13 protein-coding genes are annotated in these 17,207 nt (G+C 37.8%); 7 read left to right on the plus strand and 6 right to left on the minus strand.

Features of this window, described 5'->3' with window-relative positions:
* Positions 1-108: 108 nt before the first annotated feature.
* A complete protein-coding gene (locus HCO57_RS06010; RefSeq protein WP_317171118.1) occupies positions 109-2,796 on the minus strand; it encodes an outer membrane beta-barrel protein in 2,688 nt (895 codons plus the stop codon).
* A gap of 2 nt (positions 2,797-2,798) precedes the next feature.
* Complete coding sequence (locus HCO57_RS06015) at positions 2,799-3,704, minus strand: GLPGLI family protein (protein ID WP_167988281.1); 906 nt, start codon at positions 3,702-3,704, stop codon at positions 2,799-2,801.
* Positions 3,705-3,888: 184 nt separating this feature from the next.
* Here HCO57_RS06015 and HCO57_RS06020 point away from each other — a divergent pair, with 184 nt between their 5' ends.
* From HCO57_RS06020 to HCO57_RS06030, 3 genes are all read left to right on the plus strand, one after another.
* Complete coding sequence (locus tag HCO57_RS06020) at positions 3,889-4,503, plus strand: deoxynucleoside kinase (protein ID WP_167988282.1); 615 nt, start codon at positions 3,889-3,891, stop codon at positions 4,501-4,503.
* Positions 4,504-4,694: 191 nt separating this feature from the next.
* The gene (locus HCO57_RS06025) at positions 4,695-5,138 is read left to right on the plus strand and encodes a hypothetical protein (protein ID WP_167988283.1); all 444 of its coding nucleotides are present in this window, start codon (positions 4,695-4,697) and stop codon (positions 5,136-5,138) included.
* A 148-nt stretch (positions 5,139-5,286) separates the two neighbouring features.
* Entirely contained in the window at positions 5,287-5,991 is a 705-nt protein-coding gene (locus tag HCO57_RS06030; RefSeq protein ID WP_167988284.1) for an energy transducer TonB, read from the plus strand.
* 54 nt (positions 5,992-6,045) lie between these two features.
* Here the strand turns inward: HCO57_RS06030 and HCO57_RS06035 are convergent, their stop codons facing one another.
* The 4 genes from HCO57_RS06035 to HCO57_RS06050 all read right to left on the minus strand — a co-directional run bounded on the left by HCO57_RS06035 (position 6,046) and on the right by HCO57_RS06050 (position 12,829).
* On the minus strand, positions 6,046-8,448 hold the full coding sequence (locus HCO57_RS06035; protein WP_167988285.1) for a sodium-translocating pyrophosphatase: 2,403 nt from the start codon (positions 8,446-8,448) through the stop codon (positions 6,046-6,048).
* Between the two features lie 138 nt (positions 8,449-8,586).
* Positions 8,587-9,135, minus strand: coding sequence for an inorganic diphosphatase (locus tag HCO57_RS06040; RefSeq protein ID WP_136949559.1), 549 nt, complete (start codon positions 9,133-9,135; stop codon positions 8,587-8,589).
* 70 nt (positions 9,136-9,205) lie between these two features.
* Positions 9,206-11,701 (minus strand): DUF5686 family protein, encoded by a 2,496-nt coding sequence (locus tag HCO57_RS06045; RefSeq protein ID WP_167988286.1) that lies wholly within the window; start codon positions 11,699-11,701, stop codon positions 9,206-9,208.
* A 147-nt stretch (positions 11,702-11,848) separates the two neighbouring features.
* Positions 11,849-12,829: a pyruvate dehydrogenase complex E1 component subunit beta gene (locus HCO57_RS06050; RefSeq protein ID WP_167988287.1), complete on the minus strand. Its 981-nt coding sequence runs from the start codon at positions 12,827-12,829 to the stop codon at positions 11,849-11,851.
* Between the two features lie 161 nt (positions 12,830-12,990).
* Between HCO57_RS06050 and HCO57_RS06055 the strand changes: the two genes are divergently transcribed.
* The 4 genes from HCO57_RS06055 (at position 12,991) to HCO57_RS06070 (ending at position 16,908) form a co-directional block, all read left to right on the plus strand.
* On the plus strand, positions 12,991-13,737 hold the full coding sequence (locus tag HCO57_RS06055) for an electron transfer flavoprotein subunit beta/FixA family protein (protein ID WP_167988288.1): 747 nt from the start codon (positions 12,991-12,993) through the stop codon (positions 13,735-13,737).
* A gap of 17 nt (positions 13,738-13,754) precedes the next feature.
* Positions 13,755-14,723 (plus strand): electron transfer flavoprotein subunit alpha/FixB family protein, encoded by a 969-nt coding sequence (locus tag HCO57_RS06060; protein ID WP_167988289.1) that lies wholly within the window; start codon positions 13,755-13,757, stop codon positions 14,721-14,723.
* 91 nt (positions 14,724-14,814) lie between these two features.
* Complete coding sequence (locus HCO57_RS06065; protein ID WP_136949554.1) at positions 14,815-15,444, plus strand: bifunctional nuclease family protein; 630 nt, start codon at positions 14,815-14,817, stop codon at positions 15,442-15,444.
* 12 nt (positions 15,445-15,456) lie between these two features.
* A complete protein-coding gene (locus tag HCO57_RS06070) occupies positions 15,457-16,908 on the plus strand; it encodes a NupC/NupG family nucleoside CNT transporter (protein WP_136949553.1) in 1,452 nt (483 codons plus the stop codon).
* Positions 16,909-17,207 lie beyond the last annotated feature (299 nt).

Genomic DNA, 17,207 nt, shown 5'->3' on the forward strand with positions numbered 1-17,207 from the left:
ATTTCCGCTGAAAACCAGTTTCAACTTCTGAGGTTGCAATCAGTCAAATCCTTCCTCATTAATGGAGGACAAAAGTAGGAAGCCAAATGCTTTTGACAAAATTGAAAATTATAAATCGTACTTAATTTTAAATATCAGATACCTTGGCTGCACAAAATAGGCAGAAGTACTAATAAAATTGTCGTTATACGTATCCCTATTCAGCACCTCATTATTGGTTAAATTGGTAGCCTCAATGCTATATTCCCACTTACTTTTAGGTTTTTGATAGGATAAACTGGCATTTAAGAAACCGTATTTATTCTCTACCGTTTCTGCCTTATCCCTATAAAAATAGTAATCGTAATCTGCCAAGAACACAAAGCCGTTTAAGAAAGCGGCATCAAACTTAGCAAATGGCCTATCGGTATAAAACGTAGCGTTGGTGGCACCGGTATTGTAATCGTTTACCGTGTAGCGGTAACCCAGCTCTAAATTAGGAGCCTTTACAAAACTACTACCCACAGAAGCCTTATAATTTTGGGTAAACGATTGCGAATTTTGAGCTTCACCGTTAACAATATTATTAGTATTACCATAAGAAAGTCCGGTTTGGGCACTAACTTTTACCTTTCCAAAAGTTCTTTGGTAATTGCCATTGGCAGAAAGGGTCTCATCTTCCAAATTTGAATTTATAGGTGAGTTTACCTGATTTATGCCCGTAATACTGGTATTGGTCTTAAATGCGTCTATGCGCTTGCTGTAAGAGGCATTCGCAAAAATATTTTGCTGATTAAACATTTTAAAACTGAAAAAGTTTAAGTTGACATTATGATACAATGCACTTTCTAAATCCCGATTACCCTGATAGAGCGAGTTGTAATTGTTAAAGATATAACCCGAAGCAAAGCTGTTAATATCTGAAAAACTCCGCGTAACGTTATAATTAAAGCGTAAGCTCTCCGAATCTTTAAATTGATATTGAATAAACATATCTGGCACTATATTCACTAAATCATCACTTACAGAAGTTCCTAATTGAGTGTTCGTGGCTTTATACGCATGCACATGAAAACCAGGATTTAACGTAAACTTACCTGCAACTAGTTTGTAGTGCATACCCAAATAAGCATCAGAAAAAGAAAAGTCAACATCATTGTTTAACGCACTTTCATTAAAATCTTCCGATGCGCCGTTATCTAAAATTTGAAATATTTTAGAATTAAAACGTTGCTCACTTACCGTAGTGCCCAGGGTAAAGTTTACATGACTTTTAGGAGAGGTTACCCAAAAATAATCTAGTTTAGCATCTAACCGGTGGGTTTGTGTGTATTGATCCTGATTTACATTATATACCGATTGCTCTTCATTAAAAGGAATAGTGCCTAAAAACGGTTGCTGCTCCCTAATAGCATTATAAAACGGGTTTTCATCTGCATACTCATAACTTGCTTCTAAAGCAAAAATGTTGCTTTCATTAGCCGTGTAATATATATTGCTATTTTGTGTAATGGTTGTTGGCCTTTGGCTATTTTGCTCGGTAATGTTATCCGCAGTTGTTGTCAAGGATAAGGTATTTGTTACTTCTTCCTCGTCTGATAGCCTTACCAAAACATCATAATTCCATTGAAAAGTATCGTTAGGCTTGTAATTAGACCCCAACTTTATAAGCCCCAGTTTAGAAACTTGGTCTGTACTAGCCGTGGTTTGTTCCGTTTGGTTACTTGCAATAAAAACCCTGCTTGCTTCTGTTTCCATAAGCGTATTGGTATAGGAATAAATGCCAAAACCATTTAACGTCCAAACATCTGTTGGCTTTAAGGTAAAGTTTATAGCACCAAATTTGGTATCTATTTCTTTTGCTCTATCGTTTTGTGCCGTACTAATCCCTAAGCCACTAGAGCCCGTATTAAAACTAGTTCCTGTATTGCTACGAGTAGCCCCTCTAAAACCTCCCGTAAAATTCCAATAATCTCTTCTAGAAAAAGCTACTTCGCCCACATTGTTAAGGTTCGTTAGCAGGTTTAAGCTAAAATCTGGGCTATAGTAAAACAACTTGGGGTTGGCAGTATACCTGCCATCTGGACCTGCACCACCGGTAATCTCTCCAAACCAAAATTTCTTTTTCCCTTCTTTTAATCTTAAATTAATGGCTACATTATCTTGGTTATTGGTAACCCCTTTTAATTGTGAAACTTCACTATAATTACGTAGCACTTCTATCTTATCCAAAGCATTTGCAGGAATATTTTTCGTCGCCAATTTAGAATCGCCATCAAAAAAATCTTCGCCTTCTACCATTACCTTAGTTACTTTTTTACCCTCTACTTCTATTTCGCCGTCATCATTCACTTCTACCCCAGGTAAGCGGCTTAAAACATCTTCTAGTTTTTTTTCTGTACCCGTTACAAAAGAATCCGTATTGTAAATTATGGTGTCACCTTTTATTGAAACTGGAATCTCATAGACTACCTCTACCTCATCTAAACTTTCTGCCGATTCATATAGAACTACATCTAGATCAACATCTTGTGTTGTTGTGGTCAAGGGAATTTCTTTGGTGGTAAATCCTAAAAAACTAACCCTAATTACGTATGTTGCGTTTGCCTTTACATTAAATTGAAATTTACCTTCAGGGCTAGTAATGCCAAAACCATCTAAGGCCTGCCCATCTTGGTTTACAGCCATAACATTAGCCATATCTAAAGGGTTTTGCAGACTATCTTTGACCATACCCTTTAAGGTAATGTTTTGTGCCAACGCCGCTACGGTAAAAAGCAAACTCCCTACCCATACCGCAATTTTATATGTACCCATCATTACCCTCTTGGTCTAAATCCGCCTTGCCTACCTCTGTTACCCCCTCTAAATCGTTCAGACATTTCTTTCATCTTATCTGCAACAATTTCATCATACTCAGCCTGGGTAACTTCTTTGCCTTTTTTAGGTGCCTCAATTTTAGATTTCTCCGTTGGGTTTAGCACTAATTTAGAACAAAGGATTACGGTTTTATCGTCATGTACTTCTAGGATTAGTCCCGGTAAACCCCAATAGTTCCCTGGTCCTGTACTTACAGGAATTTCTGGAGTATACCACGCTACAATTTCTTTCTCTGTAGGTTGTTCCATTCGGTTAAAAAGAGTGTTTTCCGTTTTTGCACCAGTACTATCCTTTTCTTGCGCCTTTTTCTCCTCATCTCCCGGTGGAGGTGGAGGTCCAAATCGTCTAAACTGATTTGTTTTGCTCGTATCTATTTTTTTAATGGCTGTTGCCTTGTAGGCCGTGTAGTTTCCGATTTTCTTGGTTTCAGAACCCAATTTCCATTGCCATGGCTCCAAACTATCTACTACTAAGAAAACCTTTCCAAAAAGTTCTTGTTGATTTTTAAATGTTTTGGCTTGTATGTCTTTGTAATAAATACCTGTAGAGCCGCCCATCATTATTCTAAAACGGCCACCCCTACTATCCGTATTGGGTGTTTCCAAAGCTTGCTGTTCTGTGTATAAACTTGCAGTTTTATCAAAATTTAAGTCGTACGTACGCTCCATGCCCTTTTTCATACGCTCCATTATCTGGGCCTTTCTGTCTTCCGGTATGCGCCTACCTTCTAAATTAATATCCAAAGTAGTCTTGCTTTGATACGTTGCTATGCCTTGAAATTCTTGAGCGCAAGCAAACCTTAAACATAGTAAGGCGCAAACAATTAAAATGTGGTTCAATCTCATTTTTGGTCTGTTTTTGATTAGAGGTAAGACCCCTAAAATTGAAAAAGGTTTAATCTTTATTTTTAAAAAAATAAATCCAAAAAATATGCCTAATTAGCGAGCAAAAAGATTTTTTAGGACTGTGGAATACTTGTATATTGCACCTCCCGATTAATTTGTACAACACCCGTTAAAACCAAGAAACATGCACGTTGCCATCGCAGGAAATATTGGAGCAGGAAAAACTACCCTAACTACTTTATTGGCTAAACATTACCATTGGGAGGCCCATTTTGAAGATGTTGTAGACAATCCTTATTTAGATGATTTTTACACCCAAATGGAGCGTTGGAGTTTTAACCTACAAATCTATTTTTTAAACAGCAGGTACCGACAGATTCTAAAAATTAGAGAACACGGTAAAAAGGTAATTCAAGACCGTACTATTTATGAGGATGCTCATATTTTTGCACCCAACCTACATGCCATGGGCCTAATGACCAATAGAGATTTTGACAATTACAAAGGGTTGTTTGAGCTAATGGAAAGTTTGGTACAGCCACCAGACCTGCTTATTTACTTACGTAGTACTATTCCTAATTTAGTAAAACAAATACACAAAAGAGGTAGAGATTACGAAAGCAGTATCAGTATAGATTACCTAAGCCGATTGAATGAACGTTATGAGGCTTGGGCTAATACCTATGAAAAGGGAAAATTACTGATAATTGATGTAGACGATATTGATTTTGTGTCCAAACCAGAAGACCTTGGAAATATAATTAACAGAATTGATGCTGAAATACATGGTCTTTTTTAAGCACTGTAGCATTTTACCGAGATAAAACAACGCCTTAATTCACTTACACTTAGTCGTTTTACAGACTATTTTCTTCGATATAGTCCATTTCTTACATACTACACCTATTTTACGTGCACTTTATCGATGGGTTAAAATAAAAATAACTCTTGAACGTAATTTTGTTAGAGAAATAAATGTGAAGGACGTAAATGACAAGTGTAAAAGAATCCCCCTATTACAAAGATGCCATTCAGGAAATAAATTATCCTTTTGGCGATTATTATCTTTTTGAAAATTTTGTGGTCGCAGAAGTTAAAGAAGATATCGTATTTAACTGGAAAGACCACGCAAAACAAGTGGTAGAAGAACTTACCAATTTATATGACCATAATGGCAAAGAGGTGGTTTACATCTCTAACCGGGTTAACAACTATTCTGTGGTACCAAGTGATTGGATTCACTTTTTTAAATTTAGCTATTCTTTAAAAGGCTATGCGGTAGTTACTCAGAAAAAAGGTAAATCTTGGTCTAATTCTTTATTAGAAAAAATGTTTATGCGCAATCAAATGCAAACATTTTTAGATTTAGACGACGCTATAGAATGGGCCAATGAATTAGGAAACAAACCAAAGAAGTACCGATCAGTGATTTAAAAAATTTGTGATTATCCGCACAACACAACCATCAACCTTATTGTTTAAGATGCGTTAGCTCATTCAACCAAGGAGTTTACTCATCCCTAATTTTCAAACAATAATACAACACCTACTTTCATAAGCATAATCCTAAAACCAAATGTTTATGAAAGCTAAAAAACATCCTAATTTACAAGTAGAAAAGCATTCCGGCACCTTCTTTGTTGCCGGTTTAGCTTTTATTTTAGCCCTAAGCTATATCGCCATAGAATGGAAATCATTCGCTAAAGCGACACCAAAGGCACAGAACGGTATAGCATTGATTTCTATAGATGAAGAAGTCCCCATCACCCTACAACAGCTACCAGAGCCACCTAAACCAATAATAAAATCACCTGTAATTATAACTATAAAAGAAGATGATGTTGAGGTTCCTGAAAGCATTATTAATCTTCCTGAATCTACAGATGATTTAACTGAGCTAGACTATACAGCGATAGAAACGCTAGCTGTAGAAGAGGAAGAAGAAGTCTCTTTTATTGCGGTAGAAGACGCCCCTATTTTTCCAGGTTGCGAAGGTGCTACCGATAAAAAAGCTTGTTTTCAAGAAATGATGCTAAAACATATAAAGAAAACCTTTAAATACCCTGAAACTGCTATAGACATGCAATTACAAGGTAAAGTACACGTACTTTTTACCATTGATAAAGGCGGTTACATTACAAATATAAAAATGCGTGGACCTCATGAGCTATTAGAAAAAGAGGCCGCCCGGATTATGAGTAAACTGCCCACCATGCAACCTGGAAAGCAAAGAGGTAGACCCGTAAAGGTTCCTTTTTCTATCCCTATCAATTTTAAATTACAATAAAAAACTAAGGAGCTACTTTGTAAATTGTAGCTCCTTAACAATAACTCGGGGAAGTTATGCCTTATTCTTTTTTTGTGTATAAGCATCTATTGCTTTTTGCACCTCCTCTTTAGTTGCTCCAGAAAACTCTTTTGTTTCTTCTGTCACTTTACCATCGACCGTAGTAGTTTCGGTTAATATTGCCTTAAATGCACCCTTCTCCGTATTACTCATTTCTACACGGATTTGCTTCTCTACTTGTTGCGTCTCTATCCCCTTGTCCGTAGTAATCGTAATAGTTGTGCCATCTTCTTTTAACATGCTTATGTCATCAGTTGCAGACATGCTGGTTAAACTGGGTGCAATGACCAATGCTACAACGCTCATCAACTTTAATAAAATATTTAAAGAAGGACCAGAAGTATCCTTAAAAGGATCCCCAACGGTATCCCCTACTACTGCTGCCTTATGGGCATCCGAGCCTTTTCTACCATCACTCTCTATTGTTTTTTTAGCATTATCCCATGCACCACCAGCATTAGACTGAAATATCGCCATAAGGACTCCCGCTGTAGTCACTCCTGCTAAAAGTCCACCTAACATTTCTGCTCCACCTATAAAACCGATGGCAACCGGCACAGCAATAGCTAGTAATCCAGGAAGTACCATTTCTCTAATAGAAGCTTGTGTAGAAATAGCTACGCACTTATCATACTCTGCTACCCCATCCGCAGCATCAAAAGTCGCACGTTGCTCGGGCGTAGCTTTAGACATATCAGAATCTACCGCTCTCATTACTTCTAAAGCTGCTTTAAGTTGTGGTATATCTCTAAACTGCCTTCTCACCTCTTCTATCATAGCCATCGCTGCTCTACCTACTGCATTCATGGATAAGGCTGAAAATACGAATGGTAGCATACCACCAATTAATAAACCTGCCATTACTGTAGGCTTAGAAACATCTATACCCGTTACGCCTGCCGTTTGCATAAAAGCTGCAAATAAGGCCAAAGCTGTTAAGGCCGCAGAAGCAATTGCAAATCCTTTACCAATAGCCGCTGTTGTATTACCAACTGCATCTAATTTATCGGTTCGCTCGCGGACTTCACTGGGTAATTCTGCCATTTCTGCAATACCTCCAGCATTATCAGAAATAGGTCCGTACGCATCTACCGCTAACTGTATTCCAGTATTTGCTAACATCCCCACCGCGGCAATAGCAATACCATACAATCCCGCAAAATGGTGAGATACCAAAATAGCTGCAGCAATTAACAAGATAGGAAACATGGTAGACATCATCCCTACGCCCAAACCAGAAATAATATTGGTAGCCGCACCAGTTTCTGATTGACGTACGATACTATTTACAGGTTTAGTACCGGTACCGGTATAATACTCGGTTACCTTACCAACGGCCAAACCAGCAATTAAACCAGCCAAAACAGCTATAAATACTCCTAAAGAACCGTATTCTACACCGTTGAAAGACCAACTTTCTGGCAGCATCATTTGTATAATAAAATAACAAGCCACCAGCATCAATCCAGCAGAACCAAATTCACCTATATTTAGTGCTGTTTGGGGATTACCTCCGTCTTTTACTTTAACAAAAAAGGTACCTATAATAGACATAATAATACCTACTGCCGCAAGTACTAGCGGAAGATAGACTGCGCCCAACCCATCAAAAGATGATTGAAAGGCTGGAATTTGCGTAAATGCAGCACCTAATACCATAGTACCAATAATAGAACCTACGTAAGATTCAAAAAGGTCCGCTCCCATACCTGCAACATCCCCTACATTATCCCCTACATTGTCCGCTATTGTAGCAGGGTTTAGTGGATGGTCTTCTGGAATACCCGCTTCTACTTTACCTACCAAATCTGCACCAACATCGGCAGCTTTTGTGTAAATACCCCCGCCTACGCGCGCAAATAACGCTATGGAAGAAGCTCCCAAAGAAAATCCAGAAAGCACATTAAGGACTTCCCCCAAAGCCCAACCCTGACCACTATAAATCATGAATAAACCACTTAAGCCAAGTACGCCCAAACCTACTACGCCAAGCCCCATTACAGCTCCACCAGCAAAGGCCACTTCTAAGGCTTTTCCTAGCGAAGTTCTTGCTGCCTGGGTAGTACGGACATTAGCTTTGGTAGCTACCTTCATCCCTATAAAACCGGCTAACGCAGAACATATGGCCCCAACAATAAAAGATACCGCCACTAGGCCATTAGAGCCTTCTTCATTACTCCCCTTAAAGAAGAGTAAAACGGCCACAGCTAAAACAAATACGGCTAGTATTTTATATTCTGCCTTTAAAAAAGACATGGCACCGTCTGCAATGTTTTTTGCTATACGTGCCATTTTTTCTTCTCCCACGTCTTGTTTGGAAACCCAACCACTTTTAATAAAGACATACAATAAGGCCAATACCCCAAATGCAGGCAGAAAATTCACAAGTTGCTCCATAATTTCAATTCAGTTTAGTTAGTTAATTATGATTATGTTAAATTTTTCAACATCTCATAAATGTAAGAAAATGTACCTGAATAAAAAAAGCCATCTTTTTTAAGAAAAGATGGCTTTATATTGTGGCGATGACTAACCTTATATCATAAAAGTTCTGTTTGCTTTGTGTTCGCTATTCTCATAACGTTCTACACATTCATGGTAGATTTTAATCGCTTCTTGAGCATCTCCCCAACCGCCAGTATCTACCTTTTTCTCTTCTAAATCCTTGTATACTGCAAAGAAATGTTCTATCTCTTTCATTCTGTGTGGATTTATTTCACTGATATCCTTTTTTCTGTTCCAAACGGGATCGTTTACAGGAACACAGATAATCTTTTCATCTGGACCTTTTTCATCTGTCATATGAAAAACACCAATTGGTCTCACCTCCATTACTACCATAGGAAAGGTAGGCTCCGTACCTAATACGAGCACGTCTAACGGATCTTTATCTAATGCCAAGGTTTCTGGCACAAAACCATAGTCTCCTGGATACATCATAGATGAGAATAATGTTCTATCAAAACGGATTTTATTCAGGGCAAAATCGTACTCATATTTGTTTCTACTTCCTTTAGGAATTTCAATAAGAACGTCAAATGTGATTGTATTTTTTCCTTTATTTTCTCCTGCTTGCTTAGCCATATTTAAAAATTTAGGTTGCAAAAGTAACTTAAACGAAGGATTTCTATGTTAATTGTAGTTCAATTCTTATCTAAAAGTTAAATCCGAAAGAACCTGTTATACCAAAAGACCTGGCATTTGGAGCATCTAAATAGTTACCCCTAAAATTGAAATCCAATCTAAAAATCTTAAAAATATTACCAACTCCAAAAGAATATTCCCAGTATGGTGTATTATTAGGAGCAATTAGCGGAATATTTGTAGGACTACTCAATGCTATATTTTCATCAGAGATGCTTCCCCAGGCTGCGCGTACCCCTACTATCTCTCTTAAATTCCAGTTTCTAATTACTGGTATTCTAGAAAAAATTCTTCCATTAAAGTTATGTTCTAAATGAACTGTAGCATAGGTATCCGTTACAAACTCATAAAAATCTAAATTTGGAAAGGTATTGTAAATGGTAAAAAGGGTTTGGTTACCCGGTATAACACTCAATAATCCTAATGGTACCTCGCCAAACGTTTTACCCAATTCTACAGAAGTTAGCAACCTACCAAAACCACCTAATTGCCATGGTTGCGTATAGCTAAATTGCAAACGCTCGTAATCAAAATCGCTTTCTAAAAAACCTTTTGATCCTTTGGTATAATTTAAGACAATAGTGCTGATGTCATCATCTATATCTGAACGCTCCACACCGTAACCAATAGTCCTTCTACCTGGTGTAAAAATGATAGACGTATTAATGTCGAATTGTTTGATTTCTGAAGAAATACCAGTCTCTGAACTCGGGTCTACATAAGCCAAACTAAACGCTTCTGGCAAGGCAGAACTTAATGTTCTAAAAGAAGTACCTACATTAAACCGAAGGTTTTTTACAGGTTCTATTTCTAAATTCAATACAGAGAGATTAATATTCGTAAGCCTGTTGTTACTCCCCACAGAAACTAAGGAAGAGGAGGCGATGCTTCTGCCCAGAACGTCTGTAGTACTGGTAAGACTTAACCCTAATTGTTCAATATCTCTACGATTACCACCAGATAGGATAATCCTATTCTTGCGGTCTAATAACACTTTACCAGAAATACCGTATTTAAATTTTTTATCTTCAAAACCATAAGCGGTATAGGCTTCTACACGCCAAGAATCATTCTGGCCAAAATAAGTTCTTGCGCCACCACGTACTCGTATACCTTCTGCATCATTAAAACCGAAAGTACTGTATACGTCCCCTATATCTACATTCCATTTATCTATTTCTATATAGCCAGAACCCAGAATACTTACCACATCGTAATAAGTTCTGAATTTTGGTACTGTTTTAAGCGTATCTAATAACTGAAAAATGCCTTCTTCATCATCATTCAATTGTTCTAAACGAGCATTTTTCCAAAAGACGCTATCCCGATCAAACACCCTTGGGTCATAAGGGTCGTTTTCTGACTTATAAAAGGCTTCTGGACGGTCTAGATTAAAATTGTAATGATCATATACGGTAGTACGTTTACCATAAACGCCTCGGGAATCTTCTTTTTTACTGAACGCAAAATCAGTAAGCATATAATCTCGTTTCAATAAAAAAACCGAATCACTGACGACATCAAAATCTTGCTCAATGTAAATATCCTTTACCCAATTGATGTTGGCACTTTTAGTGACCTCCATATTAATTTTTTTGACAGCAAAGGAGGTGTCTGCAATCCAGAAATCGCCCTTAAAAGTAAGTTCGTTCTTTCTTCTGGGATAGTAAATAATATTGTAGCACCATTTGTTATCTATAAAGGTACTATCTGCTAGCACATAATTATAAGTATCTACACCTGTTTTAGAAATTGGACTTGTAAAGCTTTTATCGTAAAACTTAAGATAATTGTTGTAGATGTCGTAATCTGAATATAAGTCTTCTACAAATGCCGTTATTGCCTGATTTCCTGCAAAACCAGAACTTTTATTCCCTAAAACATCTTCTTTCTTCAGGTTTTGTTTGTTATCACCATAAACTTTAGAAAAGACTTCATTAAGGAACATTGGCAGGTAGGTTTTCCCTGTGATTCGGGAAGTATCTAAATCATCAAACATAAACTCTAACCCACGAAACATTTTACTCTTTATAAGTGAGCTGTCTATGGTATTTAAATCAAACTCAACCTTTTCATACTTATCGTATTCATAGCTATTGTATTTGTATACCCCGTTTTCTCTCTTCTTGGCCCAAACTTTTTTAAGAATTTCTATAGCTGGATTATTCTTTTTTGATTGTTTCCCAGTATATACCACAACTTCATTTAATTGTTGTGCTGCTTCTACCAACACAATCTCCATGTTGTAGTTTACTTTTTTAGGCAATACAATTTCTTTGGTATCATAGCCAACATAAGAAACCACTAGGATTTCAAAAGTATTATCAGACTCTAGATAAAACCTACCATTATCATTGGTAATAGTACCTTCTGAAGAATCCTTGAATAAAATATTAGCAAAGGGAATCCCTTCCCCAAACTCATCTACCACCATACCACCAACTTTGGTTTGGGCATAAGCAGTGATAAAACATATAAAGAATAAGTAACTTAAGATTTTTTGCATGTAGTCTGTTTCTACCTTGGGACTGCCATCCCATCCACAATCTGTTAGTATAAGACACCTGTTTGCAGAATTAGACACTTATACATTAAAAGAAAAACCCCGTCAAAAGATTTTTTGACGGGGCTAATATACCTTAGATATATCGCATTAGTCTTTATATAACACTTTCTTAACAGCCTTTACCACATCGTCACTGTTTGGCAACCACTCTTCTAATAAAACAGGAGAGTATGGCGCAGGTGTGTCTGCGGTGTTAATTTTTATAATAGGAGCATCTAAATAATCAAACACTTTCTCTTGTACCTGATACGTTATCTCAGTAGCAACGTTGCCAAATGGCCAAGCTTCTTCTAAAATTACCAATCTATTGGTTTTCTTAACTGAGTTTAAGATGGTCTCATGATCCATTGGGCGCACCGTTCTTAAATCGATAACCTCACAAGAAATACCTTCTTTTTCTAACTCGTCTGCAGCTTTGTATGCTTCTTTAATTATTTTACCGAAAGAAACTATGGTAACATCCTTACCTTCTCTTTTGATTTCTGCAACGCCTAATGGAATAGTGAATTCCCCTTCTGGCACCTCCCCTTTATCTCCATACATTTGCTCTGACTCCATAAAGATAACCGGGTCGTTATCTCTAATAGATGCTTTTAATAAGCCTTTTGCGTCTGCTGGGTTAGATGGAACTACCACTTTAAGACCTGGACAGTTAGCAAACCAACTTTCAAAAGCTTGTGAATGCGTTGCTGCTAATTGCCCCGCAGAAGCCGTTGGTCCACGAAATACTATAGGGCAATCAAACTGACCGCCAGACATCTGTCTAATTTTTGCTGCGTTGTTAATTATTTGGTCAATACCTACTAAAGAGAAATTAAAGGTCATAAACTCAATAATAGGACGGTTACCGTTCATGGCAGACCCCACTCCAATACCGGCAAAGCCAAGCTCAGAGATAGGAGTATCCAAAACACGGTCTGGACCAAACTCATCTAACATTCCTTTAGAAGCCTTATAAGCGCCATTATACTCTGCAACCTCTTCTCCCATAAGGTAAATGGACTCATCCCTTCTCATTTCCTCGGACATGGCCTCTGCTATAGCCTGTCTAAATTGTAATGTCTTCATATATAACTGGAGTGGTTTATTTTAAATGCTAGCAAAAATAGGAAATAATACAGGAACGGATTACCCACAAAAAACAAAAAAATGACAAAATTTATTATGCATGCATAATAAATTTAGGAAAAATCGTTATCTTTACAGTCGTAATAAATTAACCTAATACTATGAAAATATTAGTTTGCATTAGTAACGTACCTGATACCACCTCTAAGATAAATTTTACAGACGGTGACACCAAGTTCGATACAAATGGAGTACAATTTGTGATAAATCCAAATGATGAGTTTGGGCTTACTAGAGCAATGTGGTTTAAAGAAAAGCAAGGAGCTACTGTACACATTGCAACGGTTGGTGATGCTAGCGTGGAACCAACTATGAGAAAAGCCTTAGCTATTGGTGCTGATGAGGGAATTAGAATAGATGCTACGCCTACAGATGGTTTTTTTGTTGCTAGCCAGTTAGCAGAACTAGTTAAGAATGGAGGTTATGATTTAATTATAGCTGGTCGTGAATCTATTGATTACAATGGAGGTATGGTCCCTGGTATCCTATCTTCTATATTAGAAATGAATTTTGTAAATACATGTATAGGCTTAGAAGTAGACGGTACCAACGCAACCGCTGTTAGAGAAATAGATGGCGGTAAAGAAAAAGTGAGTACTAGTTTACCTCTAGTTATCGGTGGTCAAAAAGGATTAGTAGAAGAAAGCGATTTACGTATCCCAAACATGAGAGGGATCATGATGGCTCGTAAAAAAACATTAAATGTTGTGCCTCCTGCGGATGCTGCAAGTTTTACAACAGATCAAAGCTTTGAAAAGCCTGCAGCTAAAGGACCTGTTAAGTTGGTAGATGCTGGTAATGTTGGTGAGTTAGTTGCATTGTTACACAATGAGGCCAAAGTAATCTAATTTAAAGCAAGAAGAAAATGTCAGTTTTAGTATATACAGAATCAGAAAAAGGAAAATTAAAAAAGAACGCTTTTGAAGTAGCTTCTTATGCATATGATGTAGCTCAAAAAATGGGCACTAGTGTAACTGCTATTACCTTTAATGTAGAAGACGCTTCAGAATTGGGAACTTACGGTGTCGCCAAAGCACTTAATATAAGTAACGACCAATTAAGCGTTTTTAATGCGAAGGCCTATTGCAGTGCAATAGCACAAGCAGTAGAAGCCGAAGGCGCTAAAGTAGTAATCATTAGTTCTAGTGCAGACAGTAAGTTTTTAGGTGGCATCCTTGCAGGAACTTTAAAAGCGGGGTATGCTCCTAATGTTGTGGCTGCACCAGAAAGCTCAGCACCTTTTGTTGTTAAGCGTACTGCTTTTAGTAACAAAGGTTTTGCACATACAGAGATTACATCAGAAATTAAGATTGTAGGCGTTTCTAACAATGCTTACGGCACTGTAGAAAATAGTACTACAGCCAGTGTTGAAGCTTTTGCTCCAACAATTGCTGACACCGATTTAGGTGTAAAATCTGTAGAGGTGGATAAGGTTGTAGGCAAAGCTACAATTGCAGATGCTGATGTCGTTGTTTCTGGCGGTAGAGGCCTTAAAGGACCAGAAAACTGGGGATTGATAGAAGAATTAGCAGACGTCCTCGGTGCCGCAACGGCTTGCTCTAAGCCGGTTTCTGACTTAGGTTGGAGACCACATAGTGAGCACGTTGGGCAGACCGGTAAACCAGTAGCTAGCAATCTTTACATTGCTATTGGTATTTCTGGAGCCATACAGCATCTTGCAGGAGTAAGTGCCTCTAAAACCAAGGTAGTAATCAATAATGACCCAGAAGCACCATTCTTTAAGGCAGCGGACTACGGTATTGTCGGTGATGCCTTTGAAGTGGTACCTCAACTCATAGAAAAATTAAAAGAATTTAAAGCCCAAAACGCTTAAATTTTGTTAATTTGCCTTTTGGAAGCGGCTGTTCAGATTCGGTTTAGGCCATATTTTTGAACAGCCACTTTTATTTTAGGCAAAAGTTAATATGAGTTTAGTACGATTAAAGATTAAGGGAATATCTTACAGCCAAACACAAAACGGCGCGTACGCCCTTATTTTAAATGAAGTTGAAGGAGACCGTAAACTCCCAATTGTTATTGGTGCTTTTGAAGCCCAGTCTATTGCCATTGCCCTAGAGAAGGAAATTAAGCCTCCAAGACCACTAACCCACGATTTATTTAAGAATTTTTGCGATCGGTTTGGCATCCTTGTAAAGCAAGTAATCATTCATAAATTGGTTGATGGCGTATTCTATTCTAGCATTATTAGCGAAAGAGACGGCCACGAAGAAATTGTAGACGCACGCACCAGTGATGCCATTGCTTTAGCCTTGCGTTTCAACGCCCCTATTTTTACCTATAAAACCATTTTAGATAAGGCAGGCATCTTTTTAAAGTTCTCTAATCAAGATAAGGAAGAGAACGAAAGTGATGACAGTATTATGGTAGACGAAATTCTGCAAGAAGGAGAAACTGTAGAGATAGATTCTAATCCTAGCGGTGCCTACAGAGAAATGACCTTGGAAGAACTACACCAAGAATTGGACAAAGCGGTTGCCAAAGAGGACTATGAAAAAGCAGCCCAATTAAGAGACGAAATTTCTAAAAGAAAATAACCTCCATTTTAAATGAAACCAGCCAAGTTTTGGTGCTTCATCATACTAGGACTTCTAAGTTCACAGTTGGTGGCACAAGAGCCCGTTGTGGCAGATAGCCTTGCCAACACCGCCACTACCATTGGCTTAAACAGCACAGAAAACCAATTGGTGCCTAACCAAGGTTTTTCTTTATCCACTTTGTTAAGAGGAATGTTGGGCATGGCCGCGCTAGTTATAATTGCCTTTTTATTCAGTGCCAATAAAAGAGCCATAAATTGGAAAACAGTAGGTATTGGCTTAGCCATACAACTAATCATTGCCATAGGAGTTCTAAAAGTATCTTTTGTGCAGTTGGTTTTTGAAACCATCGGCGAAGTTTTTGTTTCCATTCTAGATTTTACCCGAGCTGGGAGTCAATTTTTATTTGAAGGCCTTGTGGTAGATATGGATACCTTCGGGTTCATTTTTGCCTTTCAAGTTCTACCGACCATCATTTTCTTTTCTGCTTTAACCTCTGTGTTGTTTTATTTAGGAGTAATACAAAAAGTGGTCAAAGCATTGGCTTGGTTATTAACCAAATCCTTAGGTATCTCTGGCGCAGAAAGCTTATCTATTGCAGGAAACATCTTTTTAGGTCAGACGGAAGCTCCATTACTTATCAAGGCTTATTTAGAAAAAATGAATAAGTCAGAAATTCTTTTAGTAATGGTTGGCGGCATGGCCACGGTAGCTGGTGCCGTTTTAGCTGCTTATATTGGATTCTTAGGAGGTGACGACCCCGCTTTACGTTTGGTTTTTGCCAAACACCTATTAGCTGCCTCTGTTATGGCTGCACCTGGAGCTATCGTTATATCTAAAATATTATATCCCCAAACAGAAAGCATTAATACAGACGTACAGGTATCTCAAGAACGCATTGGGGCTAACTTTTTAGATGCCATTGCCAATGGTACTACAGAAGGTTTAAAACTAGCTGTGAACGTGGGCGCAATGCTTTTAGTATTCGTTGCTTTTATTGCCATGATTAACGGCATACTAGGTAGCGTTGGCGAGTACACTACACTAAATACGTGGATAGCAGCTAACACTCCCTACGATTCTTTTTCTTTAGAGGCTATCCTAGGTACCATATTTGCCCCCTTAATGTGGCTTATTGGTGTTAGTAATGAGGACGTAATGCTAATGGGGCAATTACTAGGAATCAAACTCGCAGCAAGTGAGTTTATTGGATATATACAACTAGCAGAATTGAAAAATGTAGCGAGCAGTGCTCATTTCACCTATAACAAATCGGTAATCATGGCCACTTATATGCTTTGTGGTTTTGCTAATTTTGCTTCCATAGGCATTCAAATTGGAGGTATTGGTTCTTTAGCACCGGGACAACGAAAAACCTTATCCGAATTTGGTATGAAAGCGGTTCTAGGTGGCTCCTTAGCGTCCCTACTTTCTGCCACCATAGCCGGCATGATTTTAGGTTAATTGTAAGTACTTGGTTTATTTACGTACCAAAGCTCAATTAGAAAAACTATTAAATCCGATTTTTTTGGGGTCTTTTCACTCGGAATAATGCGGCTATTCTAGATTGTAATCGATATTTTGAGAGAAACCGCTACGCTATGCCTTTAAAATCTGTTTTTTTACAAGAAGTTTGAATAAAAATCAATGGTCAATCCATAGGAAAAAAAGGACATCAGGATTTTTAAAAACCTCCCTTTTACCTATCCTACAAAATCGTTTCCATTCCATCCTCCTTGCCTAAGCTTTGGCAGTACCATTTT

The organism is Croceivirga sp. JEA036, assembly GCF_011882165.1.
Taxonomy (GTDB): domain Bacteria; phylum Bacteroidota; class Bacteroidia; order Flavobacteriales; family Flavobacteriaceae; genus Croceivirga.

Bases quoted from the DNA above. Each gene is read 5' to 3' on its own strand.
- HCO57_RS06060 (WP_167988289.1), top strand. From the start codon at position 13,755: ATGTCAGTTTTAGTATATACAGAATCAGAAAAAGGAAAATTAAAAAAG.
- HCO57_RS06010 (WP_317171118.1), bottom strand. From the start codon at position 2,796: ATGGGTACATATAAAATTGCGGTATGGGTAGGGAGTTTGCTTTTTACC.
- HCO57_RS06045 (WP_167988286.1), bottom strand. From the start codon at position 11,701: ATGCAAAAAATCTTAAGTTACTTATTCTTTATATGTTTTATCACTGCT.
- HCO57_RS06055 (WP_167988288.1), top strand. From the start codon at position 12,991: ATGAAAATATTAGTTTGCATTAGTAACGTACCTGATACCACCTCTAAG.
- HCO57_RS06035 (WP_167988285.1), bottom strand. From the start codon at position 8,448: ATGGAGCAACTTGTGAATTTTCTGCCTGCATTTGGGGTATTGGCCTTA.
- HCO57_RS06040 (WP_136949559.1), bottom strand. From the start codon at position 9,135: ATGGCTAAGCAAGCAGGAGAAAATAAAGGAAAAAATACAATCACATTT.
- HCO57_RS06020 (WP_167988282.1), top strand. From the start codon at position 3,889: ATGCACGTTGCCATCGCAGGAAATATTGGAGCAGGAAAAACTACCCTA.
- HCO57_RS06025 (WP_167988283.1), top strand. From the start codon at position 4,695: ATGACAAGTGTAAAAGAATCCCCCTATTACAAAGATGCCATTCAGGAA.
- HCO57_RS06065 (WP_136949554.1), top strand. From the start codon at position 14,815: ATGAGTTTAGTACGATTAAAGATTAAGGGAATATCTTACAGCCAAACA.
- HCO57_RS06030 (WP_167988284.1), top strand. From the start codon at position 5,287: ATGAAAGCTAAAAAACATCCTAATTTACAAGTAGAAAAGCATTCCGGC.
- HCO57_RS06050 (WP_167988287.1), bottom strand. From the start codon at position 12,829: ATGAAGACATTACAATTTAGACAGGCTATAGCAGAGGCCATGTCCGAG.
- HCO57_RS06015 (WP_167988281.1), bottom strand. From the start codon at position 3,704: ATGAGATTGAACCACATTTTAATTGTTTGCGCCTTACTATGTTTAAGG.
- HCO57_RS06070 (WP_136949553.1), top strand. From the start codon at position 15,457: ATGAAACCAGCCAAGTTTTGGTGCTTCATCATACTAGGACTTCTAAGT.